The organism is Lentibacillus kimchii (genome assembly GCF_055381965.1).
In genome coordinates this window covers 1627026-1647287 of sequence record NZ_AP043934.1, presented here as the reverse complement: position 1 = coordinate 1647287, position 20262 = coordinate 1627026, and the positions used below count along the sequence as shown (strand labels likewise).

Sequence of the window (20262 nt, the reverse complement as noted above, 5' to 3'; positions counted from 1 at the left end):
TAAATGATATAATGGGGTGACTAACTGTTAGAGGCTTAGGAAGAGGCGTAATATGTTAAAAAAGAACAAGAAACGAAAAGCACCGCTTCCTTTTCGTTTAAATATCCTTTTTTTTGCGGTGTTTTTATTGTTTTCCGTGTTAGTGCTTCAATTGGGCGTTGTTCAGATTCTCAACGGTGATGCGTATCAGGCAGAGATTGACCGGACGACGAGTGATTATACTAAAGTGCCGGTTCCCCGGGGGAAGATGTATGATCGTAACGGCAACCTGATTGTCGGTAACGATGCCGAGTATTCGATTACATATACACCGGAAAAGGGGACACAGCCAGCAGACAGGCTGGAGACCGCTGAGAAGCTTGTCGATTACATTTCGATGGACGCTGATAACTATCTGGACAGTATTACGACGCGGGACAAAAAGGAATATTGGTACTTAAAAAATACTGAAAAAGCTAAAGATCTGCTGTCTAAGAAAGAAAAAAACGATCTGGATAATGGGGAAACCTATACAGAAATCCTTAAACGAATTGATGAGGATAACCTGGATGATTACTCCGAACGGCAGCTTGAAGTGATGGCTATCAAAAAAGAAATGGATAAGGCGATGGCTTTGACACCACAGGTTATTAAAAATAATAATGTAACGGCTAAGGAATTTGCGCGTGTCTCGGCTCATTTAGATAATCTTGGCGGCGTCAATGCAACGACTGATTGGGACCGGAAGTATCCTTATGATGAAACATTCCGTGACTTCGCAGGATCGATCACATCTCAGTCACAGGGCATACCTAAGGCCAAAGAGGATTATTACTTAACACGGGGATACAGCCGGAATGACCGTGTTGGCAACAGTGGTCTGGAAGAACAGTATGAAAGCGCTCTGCGGGGCCGCAAAGGAAAAATTGAGTACACAACTGACAGCAGCGGTGACATTGTGGACTCGGATACCGTTGTTGAAGGTAAACGCGGAAAAGATCTTGTATTGACGGTTGATATGGAGCTGCAGAAAAAAATTGATAAGCTTATGCGCAGTGAAATGAAAACAGCCGTCAGAAATCAGCCTGGTGTGAATAAGGAATTAAAAAAGGCTATGGCGGTAGTTATGGATCCGAATACCGGTGATATTCTGGCAGCGAGCGGTCAAAGGTATAACCATGAAAAAAATGAATTCTCTGACATTGGAACTGCAACGCTGTATGATGGGAATCCATTTGGCTCTTCTGTTAAAGGGGCTACAGTCCTGGCTGGCTACCAATCCGGAGCTATAGAACCTGGCCAGACATTTTATGACGACGGGATTAAAATCAAGGGTTCACAGGAGAAAAGTTCTTGGAAGGACTTGGGAATGGTTAATGATCTGCAAGCCTTAGAACAGTCGTCGAACGTTTATATGTTTCACATCGCCATGCGCATGGGTGGTGAATATAACTACCAGAGAAACAAAGCAATTGATATTGATTACGATACATTTGATCAATTACGTAATTATTATGCTCAATTTGGTTTAGGCGTTCCAACTGGTGTCGACTTCCCTTATGAGTCAACCGGCTATGAAGGGTCTAATCCGTTAGCTGGTAATCTGCTCGACATGGCAATTGGACAGTATGACAACTATACAACCATGCAAATGGCGCAATACGTTTCAACAATTGCAAATGGCGGCTATCGTGTACGGCCCCATTTCATGAAGAACATTCGTAATCCCCTTCCGCACGATGAAGGTCTTGGTCCGGTTTACAAAAGCAAAAATACGGAGGTCATGAATCGGATTCAAATGAGCGACAGTGAAATCAGCCGGGTGCAAAAAGGATTCCATCGTGTCTTCAATGGATCCGAGGGAACAGCCGCAAGACAGTTTGCTGATCAGCCCTATGATGCGGCTGGAAAGACGGGAACAGCTGAGTATGATATTTATTACCCAAATGGTGATCGAAAGAAAACGGATAATACCGCTCTTGTCGGCTATGCGCCATATGATGACCCGGAAGTCGCTTTTGCCCTTATCGTGCCACATGTTGGAAAAAATGATGATTCCGATATCAACTTAAAAATCGGCGATGGCATTTTAGATGCTTATTTTGAGGAAGACCATGAGGATAACGATTAATAACTGTCGCCAAAAGACCTAAACGCCTATTAAAGGGTTTAGGTCTTTTTTAAATAGAAGCATTTTGGCTGCGTGAAATTGAGTCCATAAAAAACTGCATTGCCTGTGGCAATACAGCTTAATCTGTAAGCGTCTCGGCTATTTTCTTACGATCCATGTCCCCGGATAAATTGGATTTGCCCAGCTGTATCTGTTCACTGTAACCTTCATCTTCCAAATAGTCACTGAACTTCTGAGCGTTCTCAATAATACCATGTTCCTCGAGTTCTTCACTGATTTCCGAGGTAGCGGTACCCGATGTAACTTTTAGCGTATATGTTTTTGCATCATCCTTTGATTTGTCCTTGGCGTCTCCATCTTGATCCTGCTTATCAGCGTTACTGTCATTATCTGATTTAACTGAAGCATCGATATACTCGGACTCTGTCAGCACGTGATAACCTTCCTGCTTGATATGCTTAATCATATCATCTGTCGCAATATCATCGGCATCAGCTTGTGAACCACCAGCAAAATAGAACGTGCCCAGCATAATGATGCCAGCGGTGAGCAGACCCAAGGCAAACGAGCGTATAATTTGCTTCATTAAGGTCACCTAGCTTTCTGAGCCATTGTCTGTATTATGTAGCGTTTTATCGGACAAATCGTCCGTAAGCAATTCCTCTTCCAAGACACTGACTTTTTTCTTTAACTGGTAATTTTCCTGCATCATGGAAATTGAAAGCTGCTCCAGCTCACTTTCCAGATCAGCCATTTTATCGTTCATAAAAAACGACAAAATTAACAGGACAACTGCCATAACTGTGATGGCAATAATAGCATACAGCATATTTTTACCTCCATTCTACCATCACTGTTATAACATACATGATTGAAAAGCAAAATGGTCAAAATTTAACAATACCTGGTTCTTGAATATATAGCAAACATCTGCTATTATAGTAAAGGTCTGAAATGTGATGAATGGCTTTTTAAAATAGCTATTATAGTTTGGAGGGAAAAACATGCGTGTAAATATTACAATGGCTTGCACAGAAACAGGCGACCGTAATTATATTACAACTAAAAATAAACGAACCAATCCGGAACGTTTAGAACTTATGAAATACAGCCCAAGATTAAACAAACAGACACTGCATCGTGAGACAAAATAATGCATACGTGAAGGGTTCCTGCCAGACTGCAAGGCAGGAACCTTTTTAGTTTAAGGGCTTAAATCAGTCAGGGTGAGGTGATAAGGTGGGCAAAAGCATGTTGCGGAAACAGATCATTCAGCAGTTGGAAGCGATGCCGTCTGCTGAACGTGCTGCAATTGAAAACGCACTGACAGATCATCTTGTGTCTTCCGACCTCTGGCAGCAATCCAATGTTATAGGTGTCACGATGTCACGTGGCATTGAATGGTGTACAGAGCCTATTATTCGAACGGCCTGGAAAGAGGGGAAAACGGTAGCCGTGCCTAAGAGCTATCCCTCAGACCGAAGCCTGGCTTTTTTTATCATGCACCATTATAATCAATTGGAAACGGCGCATTATCGCTTGCTTGAACCAATACCAGAGCAAACCGAAAAATTAACGAAACAGGCAATAGATTTACTGATAGTGCCTGGAATGGTATTTGACCGGAAAGGTTATCGAATTGGCTTCGGCGGTGGCTATTACGATCGGTTTTTGTCGGACTTTCCCAATTACAAGCTGGCTTTGGCGGCAAATATGCAGCTTATTGATGAATTGCCGGCTGAATCATTTGACAGACCAGTAGACGCGATTATCACAGAGACCGGTTTTCTGTCACAGGGAAGCGGTTTGAACAGTCAGGACTTAAGCTAACCGGCGAGGTTCTCAATTTGCAGTATATCTTTTCAAGCCACTCCTGATGTATAATCTCTCTTGTTTGGAGAAGGACTATATATACAATATGAGAGAAAAGGGTGTCAGGAAATGCGCATTTTCACAGTATTAACCGTAATCGCAAGCATCATGTTTTTCGTTTACAGGTGGCGCTATCGTATCATCAATACGCTTTTGGCCATTAGCTTTTTACGCAAAGCAGTCGTAACGCTTTCTATGAATATGCCGATGATCCGCGACAAATTTTTACCGGCCTTATTTCAGCGCCGGTCCAGTTAATAATTATCCATCAAGAAGCTGTCGAGAAACAGCTTCTTTTACATATATAGAAACCAAAGCTTTTGTTATGATGGATTAAGGGGGAGAGGGGAATGGACCTGGACGACAGCTACATAATGTACACACTGGCCTGTCATCTGACAGATCAGGAAGGTTTTGAACCATTGCATTTGAATCAGCAAACGGAAGAATTATGGCTTGAACGTCACAAAGGGAAGACGTCGCAGGTTATCCGTCTGTTTCATGGCGGCTATGACTGGAAAAATCATTTAAAACAGGATATAGGTCAGGTTTTTCAGAAAGTGAAAACAATGAAGCAGTATCTCAAAGGCAAGCATATTGAAATACATAATATTTATATTACAGCGCATTCGCCCGTAGATGACTGGAATGTTTTAAAAAAACCTATGCAATTAAATGAAAAAAACCCGATCAGGATGCGCGTCTATTATTTATCTGATGATGCACAGGCTGAGGAATTGGCAAAACTGCAGACGATCTTGGGAACAGCTTATGACGATTCATCAGCCAGCCTTTCAGAAACGGAAAAAGAGACTGAGATTCGTAACGCCCGGCAAAAATTAACTGACCGCATGAAGCAACCAAAGAAGGATGATCAAGCGCTATTTTCCGATGGCAGGCCTTTTGTGATTTATTTTCTGCTTGCTATAAATATTCTGATTTTTTTACTGCTTGAGTTAAAAGGCGATAGCACATCGACGGCGACGTTAATTGATTTTGGCGCTAAATATAATCCGGCGATTATTGAAAATGGTGAATGGTGGCGGATAGTGACTGCCATGTTCCTCCATATTGGATTTGTTCATCTATTAATGAACATGCTGGCTGTTTATTATTTGGGCTCGATTGTGGAGCGGATATATGGATCACTCAGATTTCTGGTCATTTATTTCCTCGCAGGAATCGGCGGGGGACTGGCAAGTTTTGCCTTTACAACTACTGTTTCGGCGGGCGCATCCGGTGCGTTGTTTGGGTTGTTCGGGGCTCTTTTGTTTTTTGCCTGCATACATGGAAAACGCTTTTTCCGGACGATAGGCACGAATGTATTGATCCTGATTGTGATTAATATCGTGTTTGGATTAAGTATGGCGCATGTTGATAATGGTGCCCATATTGGCGGGCTGATTGCTGGCTTTATTGCCTCAGCCATTATGCATTTGCCAGGCAGACGAAACTGGATTGTCCAAATCTCATTCCTGCTTATATATGTCTTGATTATAGGTGGTCTGGTGAATTATGGCATTGATCATAACAAGAATGATCCGTCATATCAGCTGATGCAATCCCAACAGCTGGTATCAGACGGACAGTATGAGAAAGCGGCTGATTTGGCAACAAGCGGACTGGAGAAGTCGGATAATCTGGATACAGAATTGGAGAGTCATTTACTATTTCAACGATCTTTCGCTTATATCCAGCTGAACCAGATTAATCAGGCAAAAACAGACTTAGAAAAATCAGTTAAACTCAATGATTCATTTGCACAGGCGCATTATAATTTAGCCATTCTGTATAATGAACAAAATGCGACAACTAAAGCCAAACAGTCTATTGAACAAGCACATGAACTGGCTCCTGATAATGAAGATATTCAACGTTTATTTGAACAGCTCCATAACCGTCAGTCTTAGAGATAGGTCAGACTCATGCAAGATGCGTGCTGGTTATGCAGTGCAGTCTTGTATCCGGATATGATTACAATAAGAGTTGGTGAATTGATGTGAAGACGATTTATGATGTGCAGCAGTTATTAAAGAAATTCGGTACAATTATCTATATTGGAGACCGATTAGCTGATCTTGAATTGATGGAAGATGAAATAAAAGAATTATACCGGCTTCAGTGTATCGGAACCAAAGAGTATCAGGAGGCATTGCTGCTTTTAAGAGGTGAAATTTCCCGGCTTGGTCGTGCCAAAGGAGAAGAAACGAATGACATCAATAATCGGAATTGATATTGGCGGAACAAGCATTAAAATAGGGAATGTTGATACAGATGGCCGTATCTTAAATAAATGGGAAATAGCTACCAGCCATATGAATGATGGTGCATCTATTATTTCAGATATCTGGCAGTCGTTAAGTCAAAATATATCTGATATAACAGCTGTTAAGGGAATTGGAATAGGAGCTCCCGGATTTATTGACAGTACGACCGGTTACGTGTATGAAGCTGTTAATATTGGCTGGAAGGATTTGGCGCTTGCTGAGGAGCTGCGTGCTCTTTCGGGTTTGCCAGTATTTGTCGCTAATGATGCGAATGTTGCTGCTTTGGGAGAAAATTGGAAGGGTGCCGGTGACAACGCACAAAATCTTATAGCCTTAACAATTGGGACAGGTGTTGGCGGTGGCTTGATTGTCGATGGTGATATTGTTGACGGTGCAAATGGCATGGCCGGTGAAATCGGGCATGCCACCATTGAACCTGGTGGCTATTTATGTAACTGCGGGCGAAGAGGGTGTCTGGAAACGGTTGCTTCAGCTACTGGTATAGTTCGCCAGGCTATGGAGACAATCAAGACAGGTGCAAATAACCAGCTTATTCGCCACTATCAGGCAAAAGGTGCCATCACAGCAAAAGATATTTTTGATTTGGCTGATCAGGGTGATGCCGCTTCAAGGGAAATTATTATGCATACCGCTGATACCTTAGGGATGGCAATTGCCAACGCCGCGGCGTTTATGAATCCCGAAAAGGTTTTGATCGGCGGTGGTGTTTCAAAAGCGGGAAATCATTTCATTGATCTGATTGATGCAGCCTTTCGGAATTATGCTTTGCAGCGTGTCAGTGTCATATGTGATCTAAAAGCAGCTCAGCTGGAGAATGATGCCGGTATGATCGGAGCTGCTGGTTTGGTTAAGCAAAAGCTGGATTTATAAGTTCTGGCGGGTTGGTGACAGGATAAATCAAGAGAGCTGACCCAGATAATTGGCGCTGGAATCAGCTCTCTTAATAATCGACAAGGCTATCAGTCTTTGGATGTCGCTGGATTGAAGAAACGAGAACCGTTGTTAGATGATACCGATTTCGGAAATGATAGTAGAAATCGAAAAGAAACCAAAAACCAACACAGAAATACCTGAGAAGGCAAGTGCGAATAAATTTTTAATCTTGAGCTGACGGATGACAGATATAACTGCCAGAATTGTAACAAGTAAAAAAAGAATTCCCAAAACCATTTGTAAAACCAACCTCCTTACAAATCGATAAGAACTATCTGTATTATTATGTACTCAATCGTTTTCTATACTTATTCTATATTATAAAATGGGATTTGTCGAGTTAATCACTATGAATTTAAGAATGTTTTGAATGGAGGCACCGCAATGAACGTAGAAACAATACCAGCTGGTCCAGCAGGTACGAATTGTTACATGGTCCATAATGGTACAGACGCATTAATTGTGGACCCCGGTGGCGAGCCCGAGAAACTAAAAACTTACTTGGCTGAGGAAGGTGTTGAACCACAGGCCATTTTGCTGACGCATGCCCATTTTGACCATATTGGAGCGGTTGAACAATTACGAATGGATTTTCAGATCGATGTTTATCTCCATGCAGACGAGAACTCCTGGCTTGAGGACCCGCAGCTTAACGGATCCGCGTTGCTTTTAGGGCGTGAAATTGTGGCAAGCCCAGCTGAACAAAATTTGGTTCCAGGGCATATGCGAATTGGGAGCATCCCATTTGAGGTGGTTCATACGCCAGGGCATTCGCCGGGAAGTGTTAGTTTTATTTTTTCTGATGACAAGCTTGTGCTTGGCGGCGATGTGTTATTTAATCAGGGTATTGGGCGAACGGACTTGACTGGTGGCGATCTGGAACAGCTGGAGCAGACGATTCGTCATTCACTTTATCAATTGCCGGATGATTATACCGTCTGTCCGGGACATGGACCGAAAACTGCAATAGGGGAGGAAAAGCAGCATAACCCTTTCTTTCCCGTTTAGCCGGGCAGCATGTTTCACTTAAGACCTGACATGATAAGAAAAACCCTGCATTGCTTCTGTGAGCAGGGTTTTCTTATCTTTTACGGTTGGGTTGTCAGGAGTTGTTAACTTCCTATGCCCGGCACTAAAATGAATTCTGAATACCAAGTGAAGCCGACGAAAAATATGGTACAATAAGCTGCGAATAAATACATATACATACGTTCGGATAATTTCAAATAGCCTACTGTCAGGAAAAATGCTGTTTGGATAAGAAACAGCAATGCGACGTTGATCATGTCGCCAATGTAAAACATGACAGTAAAGATACCTGTCCAAAAGGCCAGGACGCGAAACATACGATCCATATTTTTCCCCTCCTTTTAAATTCAACTTTATAAATGTATTATAAACGACCTTTTGCATAATGTAAACGAATCATACAGTATACACGACCTTTTTCATGGTGTTAGCGCCATTTTAGCGCTGTTGTTATTCTTTCTAATATCGTTACAAAACAGAATGTAAATGATAGTATCCCATTTTAAGGCCATTTTATTCAGACGTGACAGTCAATTGGTTGCGCAAACTATGTTTGGCGCCATTGTCTGTTTTTATCTGGAAGTACAGCCAGTATGTCTGGTCGTTTAGTTTGGTATATTTGACTGTAACATCGCCATATGGCCAGTTATAGGATTTTTCCCCGTTAGATTCAGGCTGATTGCTTAGATCATTAGCAAGTTGTGTCCTGGACATTTGAATCAGTGTTTCGATTTTTAATTGCTCTGACTGATTATAGGCAATACTGATTTCACTCTGATATGACTGAATACTTGCGGTTAGAATAATCAAGGCCAATGATACAACAAACAAGACGTAAGGAAAAATAAAACCTTGTCCGTCAGTTGTAATAAATAATTGTTTTTTCAAATTGATCACCATTTAACATTGTTATAAAAACGTTAACACCATATTCCACAGCGGCGAATCGGATATCCTGAACCTGACGGAGAAATACTTCAAAGCCATTGTCAGCTTTTCTGACAACCATATCATCATGTTGCTCAATTATAGACGCTGATTCGCCCCGCAGTTCAAACGTTAGACTGAGTGACTCGACCGACACACCAACAGATTCAACAGCTTCATCGCGTAGAAATAAGAAAAACTGATTGACGGATAATTGATCATAGGAAGACCTATAATCAATTGTTTGAATAAGATAGGCAGCAAAAGGAATGGTCATAAACACAATGCTCACCATGGCAAAAACGGAAATAAAAGAAAACCCATTTTTATTTTTCCGGGTATCCATATAAACAAAATTGGTCTGTTCGTTTGCTGGCATTTTCCCAGGTTACACATCCTTTCACTAAATCATTTTCAGTTGTGAATTGAAAAAAGGCTTCAGTCTCTTTTATTGTTTTTGAAAGGGTGTGTGGGAGACTCGGGTCTTCCTCCCACACAAAAGGCTGCAGCTCATGATGTAATTCGTTGTGTATCGTCTGTTTCTGCTGCATGCTGATCCTTTCACTAAACAGCAGGCTTGAGAGCGGGACCAGTGTTGTGATGACCATCAAGAGAATACTTGCTGCTGCAAGGGATTCAACGAATGAAAAACCTTTATTGTTTCGCAACATAACACCGTCCTTTTCCAAGCGGGCAGGTAAGCTTATATGAATTGGATAACGTTTTAATGGTAAGATTCCCCGGCTGACGTATCGTTCCGGTGTGTTTGAATGCAATATTTTTAAGTTTCCGGGTTTTAATTTGCCATCCTTCAGGTAATTCCCGCTCAAGAATAGTGGCGCTGTTTTTATCAATAAAATAACGATTTTCTTCAAAGGTCAGCCTGTAATAGTCTCTAGTGTTATAAGCCAAACTTTGTAAATGTAAGATATCCATATCCAGCGTTTCCAGAAAACGCTGTTCAGTTTGCTTGTCCAACACCGATATGTGAAGCGGTGCACTTATGACAACCAATACTGATAAAATGGACAGAACAAACAGTACCTCAATCAAAGTGAAACCGTTATTGCGTGCCATTAGACGAGACGGTTCCATTTTCAATTGCCAAATTTGCCCCATTAGAACATGTTTTTTGGTCTTTGGTTATATAATTACCATCTAATAAATCCTGCATAGAGGGATCACGGTTTTCATCAATATGGAAAGCATCGGCTTGTGCCTGAACAAGACTGACCAGTGCTTCGCAGCCTTTATCATGAACATCGTCACTTTTCTCCCCCAGATTCGGAATGATTAAGATAATCAGCACAGAAATGATCATCAGAACGACTAGCATCTCAATTAATGTGAAACCTCGTTGGTTCTTAAACATTACTTACATCTCCTTTTAGATAGTATTGATTAATTGGAACATAGGCCATAGAAGCGCTATGTAGATAAAAACGATAAAACCGGCTAATAAAGAAAAGAAAATCGGTTGAATATAAGTGATGATTTTCATAATTTTACGGTGCAGTTCCTCCATCTGAAATTCCGCATAAATGGCCAAATCTTTTTCCAGAGCGTCCTTGTCCGCATTTCTTTGGAAAATGGCGGCCATCTGCTTATCAATCAAAGGTAAACTGGACAGCAGGCTGGTAATATAAATACCTTTGGATAGCTCTTCTGTCAGCAGTGAAGCGTAGTAAGCAAGTATGGGCTGCTTTTTCTGCTGGGACATCGTCATTAAAATTTCCTTAATTGAGAGACCTGTTGTCAGTAAAGAGCTGAGGTGGGCGGCAAATAAAAAAGATATTTCCACTTTTTTATATTGCCGGTACACAGGAAGCTTGTTATAAAATTTGATGCGTTTTTCAATGGCGACTTTTTTCTGACTGAAGCGCCAGATCAAAAGCCCAGCAGCAACGATAAGGACGAGGATTGTAACTATATGCCCGGCGACATCGATGATAGTCATGGTCAGCATAACGGTTGAAGCATTTTCCTGGCTGTTTTGGAATAAGCTGATAAACGAAGGAAGAACCGATTGTTTGACAAAGTATAACAGCACCGCAAATATAATAAGCAGTATAGCTGGGTAGCGGGTGGTTTCCTGCAATTTCTTCATATAAAGCAGGCGCTGTTCAAACATCTCTATACCCTTTTCGATATTGGCTGACAGATCACCGTTTCGGCGGACTAAATACAGATAATCGGTTATGATGCGGTTGAAGCGGACATGTTCCAATGCTTCATCAAATTGACTGCCGGATTTAAGGGATTGAATGACAGATGAGGAAATGAACTGCAGCTGCTGATCCCATTCAAGCATTTCAAGTGCTTCAATAATGGGATAGCCATTATCGAACAGCCGCAGCAGGCGACGTAAAAAGCGCAGCTGAACATCTTTTTTCGGAGGCCTACTGCCCGGCTTCCAAAAAGGTTTCGTTTGTGATAAATCCATAGGCCAACGCCTTCTTTCGTAAATGTTGAAAAGTATGAAATTGGTTATTCGATAGTGGTTCCCCTCCATTGATCGTATTTTCCAGTGCTGGGCCCTCCAAAAGTTCCATAATGGCAGCCCGTCTGGTTGTTTGCTGATTTCTGTCAACTGGTAGTAATTCCAGTGCTGCAACAGCTATCAATGATTGCCTCAGATCATTTTTCTTCATACCCATGTCAAGTAAACGTGAGATTGTGCCACGTGCATTTTTTGCATGCAGTGTACTTAAAACCAGGTGGCCGGTGAGGGATGCCTCAAATGCAAATTCTGCTGTAAACCTGTCCCTGATTTCACCGATCATCAGGATATCCGGATCGTGACGCAGGGCGGCTTTGAGCCCTGTCTGGTAAGTCATACCTGCTTTTTCATTGACCTGTACCTGTAAAATGTTATCGATATCCTTTTCAATCGGATCTTCTAATGTAATTGTCTGAAGTGATGCTTCAGTGAGGATTTTTTGCAATAGGGCATATAAGGTGGTGGTCTTGCCACTGCCGGTCGGACCGGTCAGCAGTATGATGCCGCTTTTGTTTGTAATCCATTTTTTCAGCTGCGTTAACTGATCGGGAAATAGAAAAAGATTATCAAGCGTCAGATTGTTTTCCTGCGGCAAAATCCGGATAGCGAGACTCTCAGTGTGCTTAATCGGAAGCGTGGAGAGGCGCAGTGCGTAATGGCAGCTGATTTGTTCGTAAGTGGTCGTGCCATTTTGTGGTTTACGGACTTCACCTATATCCATCCCTGATGTAAACTTATAGTATGTGAGCAGCAATTGGTATTGACTTGCAGAAATGGTTTTGTGAAGGTTACGTTTTCCATGCACGCGAAAGAAAATGCTGACGTGATTGGTTAAAGGGTAGAAGTGAATATCCGAGGCATTAGCATTAACAGCTGACTGCAGCAAGTTTTTCGACAACTTTGCGGCAGCTATATCCAATCATTCTCACCTCCTTCAAGTGACTATATTCGACAGGCGTCTGCAATATCCTTTTTTTCGCGAAGATTATTTTTAATTTTTTCAGGGAGGCTGAAAATGTGAAGACACTTTATTTAATTGGGTTTATGGGCAGCGGGAAGAGTACGGTAGGTGATTGGCTGAAGCAAAAGTCAGCCAGGTTTCATTTGGATACAGATCAAATGATTGTGGATCAATATGGGGAGATAGCTTCGATTTTTAAGGCGGAAGGTGAAAGCGTGTTTCGCAGCTATGAGACAGAAATGCTGGCCCGGGTTCCGGAGAGAAATTATGTGATTTCGACCGGCGGCGGCATTGTCGAACGGAAGGAAAATCATATGCTTATGAAAAACAACGGTCTGATTATCTTTCTGGATACGTCTTTTGCCGAAGTTTTAACGCGACTGGGTGAGGATGTATCAAGACCTTTGTGGGGACAGGCTGATCATGCCAGATATAACCTGTATAAACGCAGATACCCGGTATATCGTTCATTGGCTGATATGACTGTTCATACCGACCAGAAAACACCAGATATAATTGCAGCAGACATTATGGAACGTTTACCGCAAAGTTATGTATAATGCTTAAAGCACTCTGGCAAGCTAATTGTATAGAAACACATTCTAAATTTGTTAGGTGATAACGATGTCTATCAATGATTATGTGAAATATTTGACACAGCAAATGACAGCTTATCTGGACACGCCGGCAGAGGAGAAAGAAAAGAAGCGTTCAAGGCATACAACAGAGGCATCTGCCTACAGCAGCAGATGGTTCGGCGTGGTTCCTTTTGTTTTTAAAATGGCAAGAAAGAAGACGAATTGACATGCTTCTAAAAGGGGAAGCGTGTCAATTCGTTTTTTATTGGTTATCGGTTAAGTAAAAGATGCCGCCATTCACAACATCAAAGGAAATACGGGGCGAGTAGCGCTTTTTAATATCACCGATTTCCTTATTCATCTCCTGCTGTTGTTCCTCTTCCTGATAAAAATGACGAAGCAGATTCATTTCTTCATCCATTCTTTGCCGTGAAGCCTCAGCCCAATCATGGTCCTGATCTTGTATATAACTTATCAGCACATTTTCGATACGCCTAAAGCCACTCTGCAGTTTTATCATCGGTGAAATGGTGTAACAGTAGTCGGAAATGGCATTTTGCATTGATCTTTCCTGCAGCATTTCCATCATTTCCAGTCTCATGGCACCGTTGATCAGGTGCAGACCGATGGATATGATCTCATCTTTCTTTTGTTTTCCCTGATAGCTGATTTTGATATTGGTAATAAGCCATGGATATAATGCCGTTTTCTGGTTTGCATTGACGCGCTCGTACAATTTCGTGAATTTTTCATGTTCCAGCAAATGATTGGTGATTTGCTGGAGACGCGGACTGCCGTAATGGATCCATTCATGTTTTCCGTCACGTTTGTCAGGGTTTGTGATAACCGTCAGCTGTTTGGGTTCTCCTGCAAAACCCATTTGTTTCACATAATGCCAATAAAATGGGCGATTTATTAACGCACGATCCATTTTTTCCGTTAATTGAACGGTCAGCATATTCGCGTCATCATACAACAGAGAACAATGGTGAGCAGAAAAGTACGATGTCAAAAAATGGTGCAAATCGTTAATAGCCATGCTATTGTTCACCTCCAGCAGCCTGATCCTCGGTCGATTGGATAACAGAAGACAAATTTTCAAGTTTGATCTTAGCTTCTCCAGTCGATGCAGACTCTGAGAAAATTGTTTGAAGTTCCGATTCCAGATTCCCAATATCCAGCTCAGCCAATATGCTGTCCAAATGACCGATCAGGTGTTCAAATAAGTCAATTTTTTGATATAAAAGAGTCATAATATGTTCCTCCAATGTGTCCCGGATGGCCAAATTATAAATATGCACGTCTTTATCCTGACCGTAGCGATGAATTCTGCCTATTCGCTGTTCCAGCCGCATGGGATTCCATGGGAGATCATAGTTGATCATATAATTGCAGAATTGCAGGTTAATCCCTTCTCCTCCAGCTTCCGTGGCAATCAATACTTGGGCATGATTCTCAAACAGCTGCTTCATCCAGTCTTTTTTGCCTCGTTTAAAGCCGCCGCGATATGGAACGGAGGTAATGCCATTTTCATTCAGGTACCATTGCAGGTAAAATTGCGTTGCTCGGTATTCTGTGAAGATAATGATTTTTTCATCACCGATTTGCCTGATTAATTCAACCGTTTTGGCAGCTTTGACATGCTGGGGAAGTTGTTCAATTTCCTCTGAGACAGGTTGCAGTAACGATTCCTGGTTTTCGTCTGTCATCATCTTTTTAAGCGATAAATAACAGGCTTCACGGGATGAACAGATTTCTCGCAGCAAGGTCATTCTCGCAAAAGCTGGCAGCGTTTCAGTTGCATTTTCGACTTGCGTATAAACGTCCCGTTCGGCATCGGTGAAATCAGCCCAGACCGTTTCAATATGGCGTTTAACGTTATTCAATTCTGCATTCTTCCGTGTGTTTCGCACCATTACTTTTTGAATCAGTGTCTTTAAATAACCATCCTGGCTAAGGTTTTGACGGTCTTGTCCGTATTGTTCCAAAAAGCTCTCATAGTTCCCCAGATGGCCTGGTTTCAAAATAGATACCAGATTAAAAATCTCCACCAGTTTGTTTTGTACCGGGGTGGCTGTCAGCAGCAGGCAATATTTTTTCTTGAGAGCTTTTATAAATGCAAAGTTTTTGGTTTTATGGTTTTTTAATTTGTGAGCTTCATCGACCAGGAGAAAATCATAATCCTGCTCGAGAATTTGTTCGCGATGAGGTGAACGTTTAGCTGTGTCGATTGACGTAATAATGACATCATGCGTGTCCCATGGATGACTTTTTTGGAACGTGACTGCAGGAATATAGAATTTTTCATTCAGTTCCCTGGACCATTGATTGACTAATGAAGCTGGAACGATGATCAGTGCCTTTTTGACAAGGCCGCGGAGCATATATTCTTTCAATATCAGACCAGCCTCTATGGTTTTACCCAAACCTACTTCATCAGCTAAAATAGCCCGGCCGTTCATTTCTTCGATGACATCTCTGGCACATGATACCTGGTGATCCAGAAATGTTACTTGTGGTAAATAATCCAACGCTTTTAGGCCTTTAAATGAGGGGATCATAGCCGTCTGGGCTGCATGGTAATTCATCTGGAAAAGTTCCCATGAGGAAAAAGGCCCTTCTGATTCCAGACGGTTTATAAGTTCACCCATAAATGACGAATCATATTGAATATCAGTCTGCATTATTTTTCAGCCCCCTAGTTGCATTTAAGTTATGATTAGCCCTACTGTTGAGAAGATACATGTGCTATAATGCAAGTAAATAGAGATTTGCGACATTGTGCACTTAGTATAACCAAAACAATCTATATCATAATGCGAATGAATACAAGGGGAGAGCTTACGGGGTTCTTGCCGTAACGCCGAAGGAGCAAGCACGCACACAGTGTGAATCTCTCAGGCAAAAAAGACTCTTGTAGGACGCAGCTCTGGAGAGCGTTTACATAAGTAAACCACCCACGAAGCAAGCATGGTTTGAATTCGTTTACAGCCATGTGCAACTTTCTGGTTGAAGAACAGAGATTTTCCAGTCAGGAAAATCTCTATTTTTACGCCCTAATTGAGCGAATTTTCAAAAATGAGGTGAGAAGCATGACTGAGTTGAAACGCACACCGCTGCATCCTGAATATGAGAAGTGGGGAGCGAAAACCATCGATTTTGGCGGGTGGGACTTGCCTGTACAATTTGCAGGCATCAAACATGAACATGAAACAACACGGACAAAAGCAGGATTGTTTGATGTGTCCCATATGGGCGAAATCATGGTTAAGGGTATGGGCAGCGAAGATTTTTTGCAAAGAATGGTGACGAATGACGTTTCCAGGTTAACGCCAAAACGCTGTCAATATACGTTTATGTGTAACACAAACGGTGGCACGATTGATGACTTTATCGTGTATAAGCTGCAAGAAGATCTCTATATGCTCGTGGTTAATGCAGCCAACAGGGAGAAGGATTTTAATTGGCTAACATCCCATAACGACTCGGGTGTCACGATTGAAGATTCTTCCGATAACTATGTACAGCTGGCATTGCAGGGACCGGAGGCCGAGCGTATTTTACAACGGCTGACTGATACAGATTTAAGCGCCATAAAGTCTTTTCGGTTTGAAGATACTGTTCACTTTACAGCAGTTGGAGCAAGTGCAATCGTGTCGCGGACAGGCTATACAGGCGAAGATGGGTTTGAAATATATCTGGATGCTGCTGAAGGAAGAGATTTATGGAACCGGATTCTTGAAGAAGGCAGGGAAGATGGGCTCGAACCGATTGGTCTCGGTGCAAGAGATACATTAAGATTTGAAGCCAAATTGCCTTTATACGGTCAGGAGCTATCTGAAGACATAACACCTGTTGAAGCCGGCATGCCATTTGCGGTTAAAGTTAAAAAAGAAGCGGCGTTCATTGGAAAAGACGTATTAAAACGTCAGAAGGATAACGGTCCGGACCGGAAACTTGTCGGTCTTGAAATGATTGATAAAGGTATACCGCGTACTGGTTACCGCGTTTTCGATAGTGATAAAGCGATCGGGTTTGTAACAACCGGAACCCAGTCACCCACTCTTCATAAACGAATCGGACTTGCACTGGTGAATCATGCCTATACGGACCTGGGAACCGTGGTGTCTATAGAAGTGAGAAAAAAACAATTAGAAGCAGTCGTTGTGGAAACACCGTTTTATAAACGGGATTAATAAGGGGGACAATTTGTCATGGAATTTCGTTATTTGCCAATGACCGAAGCGGATAAACAGGAAATGCTGGCTGCGATAGGTGTGTCATCTGCTGAAGAGCTTTTTTCTGATATCCCGAAAAATGTCCGGTTTACTGGCGAGCTGAATTTAAAAAAGCCAGCTGATGAAACAGCTTTAATGAAAGATCTTACACGAATGGCGGAGCGCAATGTTAATTTAAATGATTACAGTTCATTTCTCGGTGCCGGTGTTTATGATCATTTTATTCCATCCGTTGTTGATCATGTCATAAGCCGTTCGGAGTTTTATACAGCATATACACCCTATCAGCCGGAAATTTCTCAAGGTGAATTACAGGCGATTTTTGAATACCAATCTATGATATGTGAACTGACCGGAATGGAAGTCGCAAACTCGTCTATGTATGACGGCGGCACAGCGCTGGCCGAAGCTGTAACATTATCTGCAGGGCAGACAAAACGCCAGAAAATCATTCTTTCTAAAACAGTCCACCCCGAGTACCGGGAAGTGATTCAAACGTATGCAAAAGGACAGAACCTTGATATTGTTGAAATTGATCACAGGAATGGCATGACCGATCTGGAGCAGTTAAAGAACGCGATTGATGACCAAACGGCAGCGGTCGCTTTTCAGTATCCTAACTTTTTCGGACAAATTGAACCGCTTGAAGAAATTAATCACATGATTCGTCAAGTGAACAAGGCAATGTTTATCGTATCCAGCAATCCGCTGTCATTGGGCTACTTAACGCCGCCTGGCGATTTCGGCGCCGATATTGTTGTCGGCGATACCCAAGTATTTGGCATTCAGCCGCAATTTGGCGGACCGCATTGTGGCTATTTCGCGACAACGGATAAACTAAAACGAAAAGTGCCCGGCCGCTTGGTCGGTCAGACAACTGATGAAGACGGTGAACGCGGTTTTGTCCTGACATTGCAGGCAAGAGAACAGCATATAAGAAGAGATAAGGCCACCTCCAACATTTGTTCCAATCAGGCACTGAACGCCCTGGCCAGTTCTGTGGCGCTAAGTGCTATTGGTAAACAGGGGCTCAGGAAAATGGCCGTCCTGAATATGCAAAAAGCCCGCTATGCTAAACAACAGTTAAATGCTGCTGGTTTGACGGTTGCTTTCTCCGGACCATTTTTCAATGAATTGGTGATCCGAGTGCCAGGTGACGTATCAGCTATTAATAATCAGCTGCTGCAGCATGGTATTATTGGCGGCTACGACTTAGGCAAGGATTATCCAGAATTAAACCAGCATATGCTGGTGGCTGTGACTGAGAACCGGACAAAAGAAGAGATCGATACATTTGTGAACGAAGTGGGGGATATTCATGGCTAAAACAGATTTTCCATTAATCTTTGAACGGAGTAAAGAAGGCCGAACAGGGTATAGTCTGCCGGAAATGGACGTACCGGAAGTGGATTTGGACAGTGAATTCCCGGATGCTTATATCCGCCAGGAAGCACCTGACCTGCCCGAAGTAAGTGAACTGGATATTATGCGGCATTATACGGCGCTTTCTAAACGCAACTATGGAATCGATTCCGGTTTTTACCCGCTTGGTTCCTGCACGATGAAATATAATCCGAAAATTAATGAGGATGCAGCGAGACTGCCGGGCTTCAGCAGCATTCATCCGCAGCAGGATCCGTCCACAGTCCAGGGAGCTCTGGAGGTGATGCATGATCTCCAGATGTCGCTGGCCGAGATTACAGGAATGCATGCTTTTTCACTGCAGTCAGCTGCTGGTGCCCAAGGTGAATTCACCGGACTGATGATGATCCGGGCATTCCACGAAGCTAATGGTGATTATAAGCGTACGAAAGTGATCGTTCCGGACTCCGCACATGGTACGAATCCTGCATCAGTGTCAGTGGCTGGATTTGATGCTGTTACGGTTAAAACCAATGAACAGGGTCTGGTAGATATTGAGGATTTAAAACGAGTGGTTAACGACGAAACAGCAGCATTTATGCTGACCAATCCCAATACGCTCGGCTTATTTGAAACAGACATTATGGAAATGGCAGATATTATCCATAAGGCTGGCGGTAAACTTTATTATGACGGAGCAAACCTAAATGCCATTATGGGCTATGCGAGACCCGCGGATATGGGTTTTGATGTGGTTCATCTGAATCTGCACAAAACATTCACAGGACCGCATGGCGGCGGCGGCCCCGGTTCAGGACCTGTGGGCGTAACCAGTGAGTTCGAACCTTATTTACCAAAACCGGTTCTTATTAAAACGGATGATTATTATACGTTTGACCACGACCGTCCGAAGTCAATCGGCCGGATAAAACCTTATTATGGCAATTTCGGCATTAATTTGCGTGCTTATACCTACATTCGTACAATGGGCGCTGAAGGCTTGAAAAAGGTCAGTGAGTATGCTGTCCTGAATGCAAACTACTTGATGCGCCGGCTGGAAACGGAATATGCACTGCCTTATGCGCAGCACTGCAAACACGAATTTGTGCTATCGGGCAAAAAACAGAAACAGCTTGGTGTCCGGACACTGGATATTGCCAAACGGCTGCTGGATTACGGCCATCATCCGCCAACCATCTATTTCCCGCTTAACGTCGAAGAAGCGATGATGACAGAGCCAACAGAAACGGAATCAAAAGAAACATTGGATGATTTTGTTGAAGCGATGTTACAAATTTCGCAGGAAGTCAAAGACGATCCGGAATTAGTTCAGGAAGCACCGCACGAGATGGCCGTTAAGCGAATGGATGAAACAACCGCTGCCCGGAAACCGATTTTGCGTTATCAGAAAACTTAATAGGACCAGTGCTGCATGAAAAAACGTGACGGGGAACTCGGAACCTC

26 protein-coding genes and 1 riboswitch are annotated in these 20262 nt (G+C 42.6%); of the genes, 13 read left to right on the top strand and 13 right to left on the bottom strand.

Annotated elements, in window-relative coordinates:
• Positions 1 to 52: 52 nt before the first annotated feature.
• Positions 53 to 2110 (top strand): peptidoglycan D,D-transpeptidase FtsI family protein, encoded by a 2058-nt coding sequence (locus tag ACZ444_RS08865; protein ID WP_382361003.1) that lies wholly within the window; start codon positions 53 to 55, stop codon positions 2108 to 2110.
• Between the two features lie 118 nt (positions 2111 to 2228).
• Here the strand turns inward: ACZ444_RS08865 and ACZ444_RS08860 are convergent, their stop codons facing one another.
• Positions 2229 to 2696, bottom strand: coding sequence for a hypothetical protein (locus ACZ444_RS08860; protein WP_382361006.1), 468 nt, complete (start codon positions 2694 to 2696; stop codon positions 2229 to 2231).
• 9 nt (positions 2697 to 2705) lie between these two features.
• On the bottom strand, positions 2706 to 2939 hold the full coding sequence (locus tag ACZ444_RS08855; protein WP_382361009.1) for a hypothetical protein: 234 nt from the start codon (positions 2937 to 2939) through the stop codon (positions 2706 to 2708).
• Positions 2940 to 3114: 175 nt separating this feature from the next.
• Here ACZ444_RS08855 and rpmG point away from each other — a divergent pair, with 175 nt between their 5' ends.
• The 6 genes from rpmG to ACZ444_RS08825 all read left to right on the top strand — a co-directional run bounded on the left by rpmG (position 3115) and on the right by ACZ444_RS08825 (position 7140).
• Positions 3115 to 3264: a 50S ribosomal protein L33 gene (gene rpmG, locus ACZ444_RS08850; protein ID WP_382361012.1), complete on the top strand. Its 150-nt coding sequence runs from the start codon at positions 3115 to 3117 to the stop codon at positions 3262 to 3264.
• 97 nt (positions 3265 to 3361) lie between these two features.
• A complete protein-coding gene (locus tag ACZ444_RS08845; RefSeq protein WP_382361015.1) occupies positions 3362 to 3940 on the top strand; it encodes a 5-formyltetrahydrofolate cyclo-ligase in 579 nt (192 codons plus the stop codon).
• A 111-nt stretch (positions 3941 to 4051) separates the two neighbouring features.
• Complete coding sequence (locus tag ACZ444_RS08840) at positions 4052 to 4240, top strand: hypothetical protein (protein ID WP_382361018.1); 189 nt, start codon at positions 4052 to 4054, stop codon at positions 4238 to 4240.
• A gap of 92 nt (positions 4241 to 4332) precedes the next feature.
• Complete coding sequence (locus ACZ444_RS08835; protein WP_382361021.1) at positions 4333 to 5892, top strand: rhomboid family intramembrane serine protease; 1560 nt, start codon at positions 4333 to 4335, stop codon at positions 5890 to 5892.
• An 89-nt stretch (positions 5893 to 5981) separates the two neighbouring features.
• Complete coding sequence (locus ACZ444_RS08830; RefSeq protein ID WP_382361024.1) at positions 5982 to 6215, top strand: YqgQ family protein; 234 nt, start codon at positions 5982 to 5984, stop codon at positions 6213 to 6215.
• Complete coding sequence (locus ACZ444_RS08825; protein ID WP_382361026.1) at positions 6193 to 7140, top strand: ROK family glucokinase; 948 nt, start codon at positions 6193 to 6195, stop codon at positions 7138 to 7140. Before ACZ444_RS08830 ends, ACZ444_RS08825 begins: the two co-directional genes overlap by 23 nt.
• A gap of 132 nt (positions 7141 to 7272) precedes the next feature.
• Here the strand turns inward: ACZ444_RS08825 and ACZ444_RS08820 are convergent, their stop codons facing one another.
• Positions 7273 to 7440 carry a DUF2759 family protein gene (locus ACZ444_RS08820; protein ID WP_382361029.1) on the bottom strand — a complete coding sequence of 56 codons (168 nt, stop codon included), beginning with the start codon at positions 7438 to 7440 and terminating at the stop codon, positions 7273 to 7275.
• 147 nt (positions 7441 to 7587) lie between these two features.
• Here ACZ444_RS08820 and ACZ444_RS08815 point away from each other — a divergent pair, with 147 nt between their 5' ends.
• Positions 7588 to 8211: an MBL fold metallo-hydrolase gene (locus ACZ444_RS08815; protein ID WP_382361032.1), complete on the top strand. Its 624-nt coding sequence runs from the start codon at positions 7588 to 7590 to the stop codon at positions 8209 to 8211.
• A 104-nt stretch (positions 8212 to 8315) separates the two neighbouring features.
• Here the strand turns inward: ACZ444_RS08815 and ACZ444_RS08810 are convergent, their stop codons facing one another.
• The 8 genes from ACZ444_RS08810 to comGA all read right to left on the bottom strand — a co-directional run bounded on the left by ACZ444_RS08810 (position 8316) and on the right by comGA (position 12578).
• Positions 8316 to 8558, bottom strand: a complete 243-nt coding sequence (locus ACZ444_RS08810) for a DUF2626 domain-containing protein (protein ID WP_382361034.1) — start codon at positions 8556 to 8558, stop codon at positions 8316 to 8318.
• A 187-nt stretch (positions 8559 to 8745) separates the two neighbouring features.
• Positions 8746 to 9120 (bottom strand): competence type IV pilus minor pilin ComGG, encoded by a 375-nt coding sequence (gene comGG / locus ACZ444_RS08805; RefSeq protein ID WP_382361037.1) that lies wholly within the window; start codon positions 9118 to 9120, stop codon positions 8746 to 8748.
• A complete protein-coding gene (locus ACZ444_RS08800) occupies positions 9092 to 9538 on the bottom strand; it encodes a hypothetical protein (RefSeq protein WP_464433263.1) in 447 nt (148 codons plus the stop codon). The genes comGG and ACZ444_RS08800 overlap by 29 nt, the downstream gene beginning before the upstream one ends.
• On the bottom strand, positions 9486 to 9827 hold the full coding sequence (locus ACZ444_RS08795; RefSeq protein WP_382361043.1) for a hypothetical protein: 342 nt from the start codon (positions 9825 to 9827) through the stop codon (positions 9486 to 9488). Before ACZ444_RS08795 ends, ACZ444_RS08800 begins: the two co-directional genes overlap by 53 nt.
• The gene (gene comGD, locus ACZ444_RS08790) at positions 9814 to 10236 is read right to left on the bottom strand and encodes a competence type IV pilus minor pilin ComGD (protein WP_382361046.1); all 423 of its coding nucleotides are present in this window, start codon (positions 10234 to 10236) and stop codon (positions 9814 to 9816) included. Before comGD ends, ACZ444_RS08795 begins: the two co-directional genes overlap by 14 nt.
• Positions 10223 to 10531 (bottom strand): competence type IV pilus major pilin ComGC, encoded by a 309-nt coding sequence (gene comGC, locus ACZ444_RS08785; RefSeq protein WP_382361049.1) that lies wholly within the window; start codon positions 10529 to 10531, stop codon positions 10223 to 10225. Before comGC ends, comGD begins: the two co-directional genes overlap by 14 nt.
• Before the next feature lie 15 nt (positions 10532 to 10546).
• Positions 10547 to 11602, bottom strand: coding sequence for a competence type IV pilus assembly protein ComGB (comGB, locus tag ACZ444_RS08780; RefSeq protein ID WP_382361052.1), 1056 nt, complete (start codon positions 11600 to 11602; stop codon positions 10547 to 10549).
• Positions 11559 to 12578, bottom strand: a complete 1020-nt coding sequence (gene comGA / locus ACZ444_RS08775) for a competence type IV pilus ATPase ComGA (RefSeq protein ID WP_382361055.1) — start codon at positions 12576 to 12578, stop codon at positions 11559 to 11561. The genes comGB and comGA overlap by 44 nt, the downstream gene beginning before the upstream one ends.
• 98 nt (positions 12579 to 12676) lie before the next feature.
• On the opposite strand from comGA, the gene ACZ444_RS08770 reads away from it, so the two are divergent.
• Both ACZ444_RS08770 and ACZ444_RS08765 read left to right on the top strand, forming a co-directional pair.
• A complete protein-coding gene (locus ACZ444_RS08770) occupies positions 12677 to 13180 on the top strand; it encodes a shikimate kinase (RefSeq protein ID WP_382361058.1) in 504 nt (167 codons plus the stop codon).
• Positions 13181 to 13244: 64 nt separating this feature from the next.
• Positions 13245 to 13424 (top strand): YqzE family protein, encoded by a 180-nt coding sequence (locus ACZ444_RS08765; protein ID WP_382361061.1) that lies wholly within the window; start codon positions 13245 to 13247, stop codon positions 13422 to 13424.
• Positions 13425 to 13460: 36 nt separating this feature from the next.
• Here ACZ444_RS08765 and ACZ444_RS08760 read toward each other — a convergent pair whose 3' ends face one another.
• Together ACZ444_RS08760 and ACZ444_RS08755 are read right to left on the bottom strand one after the other, a co-directional pair.
• Positions 13461 to 14237: a YqhG family protein gene (locus tag ACZ444_RS08760; RefSeq protein WP_382361064.1), complete on the bottom strand. Its 777-nt coding sequence runs from the start codon at positions 14235 to 14237 to the stop codon at positions 13461 to 13463.
• 1 nt (position 14238) lies between these two features.
• Positions 14239 to 15882 (bottom strand): DEAD/DEAH box helicase, encoded by a 1644-nt coding sequence (locus ACZ444_RS08755; protein WP_382361067.1) that lies wholly within the window; start codon positions 15880 to 15882, stop codon positions 14239 to 14241.
• A gap of 138 nt (positions 15883 to 16020) precedes the next feature.
• Positions 16021 to 16122: riboswitch (glycine riboswitch) on the top strand.
• 168 nt (positions 16123 to 16290) lie between these two features.
• Here ACZ444_RS08755 and gcvT point away from each other — a divergent pair.
• From gcvT to gcvPB, 3 genes are read left to right on the top strand one after another with little or no spacing between them, the layout of a single operon-like run.
• Positions 16291 to 17394 carry a glycine cleavage system aminomethyltransferase GcvT gene (gcvT, locus tag ACZ444_RS08750; protein WP_382361070.1) on the top strand — a complete coding sequence of 368 codons (1104 nt, stop codon included), beginning with the start codon at positions 16291 to 16293 and terminating at the stop codon, positions 17392 to 17394.
• An 18-nt stretch (positions 17395 to 17412) separates the two neighbouring features.
• A complete protein-coding gene (gcvPA, locus tag ACZ444_RS08745; RefSeq protein ID WP_382361073.1) occupies positions 17413 to 18762 on the top strand; it encodes an aminomethyl-transferring glycine dehydrogenase subunit GcvPA in 1350 nt (449 codons plus the stop codon).
• Positions 18755 to 20215 (top strand): aminomethyl-transferring glycine dehydrogenase subunit GcvPB, encoded by a 1461-nt coding sequence (gene gcvPB, locus ACZ444_RS08740; RefSeq protein WP_382361076.1) that lies wholly within the window; start codon positions 18755 to 18757, stop codon positions 20213 to 20215. The genes gcvPA and gcvPB overlap by 8 nt, the downstream gene beginning before the upstream one ends.
• Positions 20216 to 20262 lie beyond the last annotated feature (47 nt).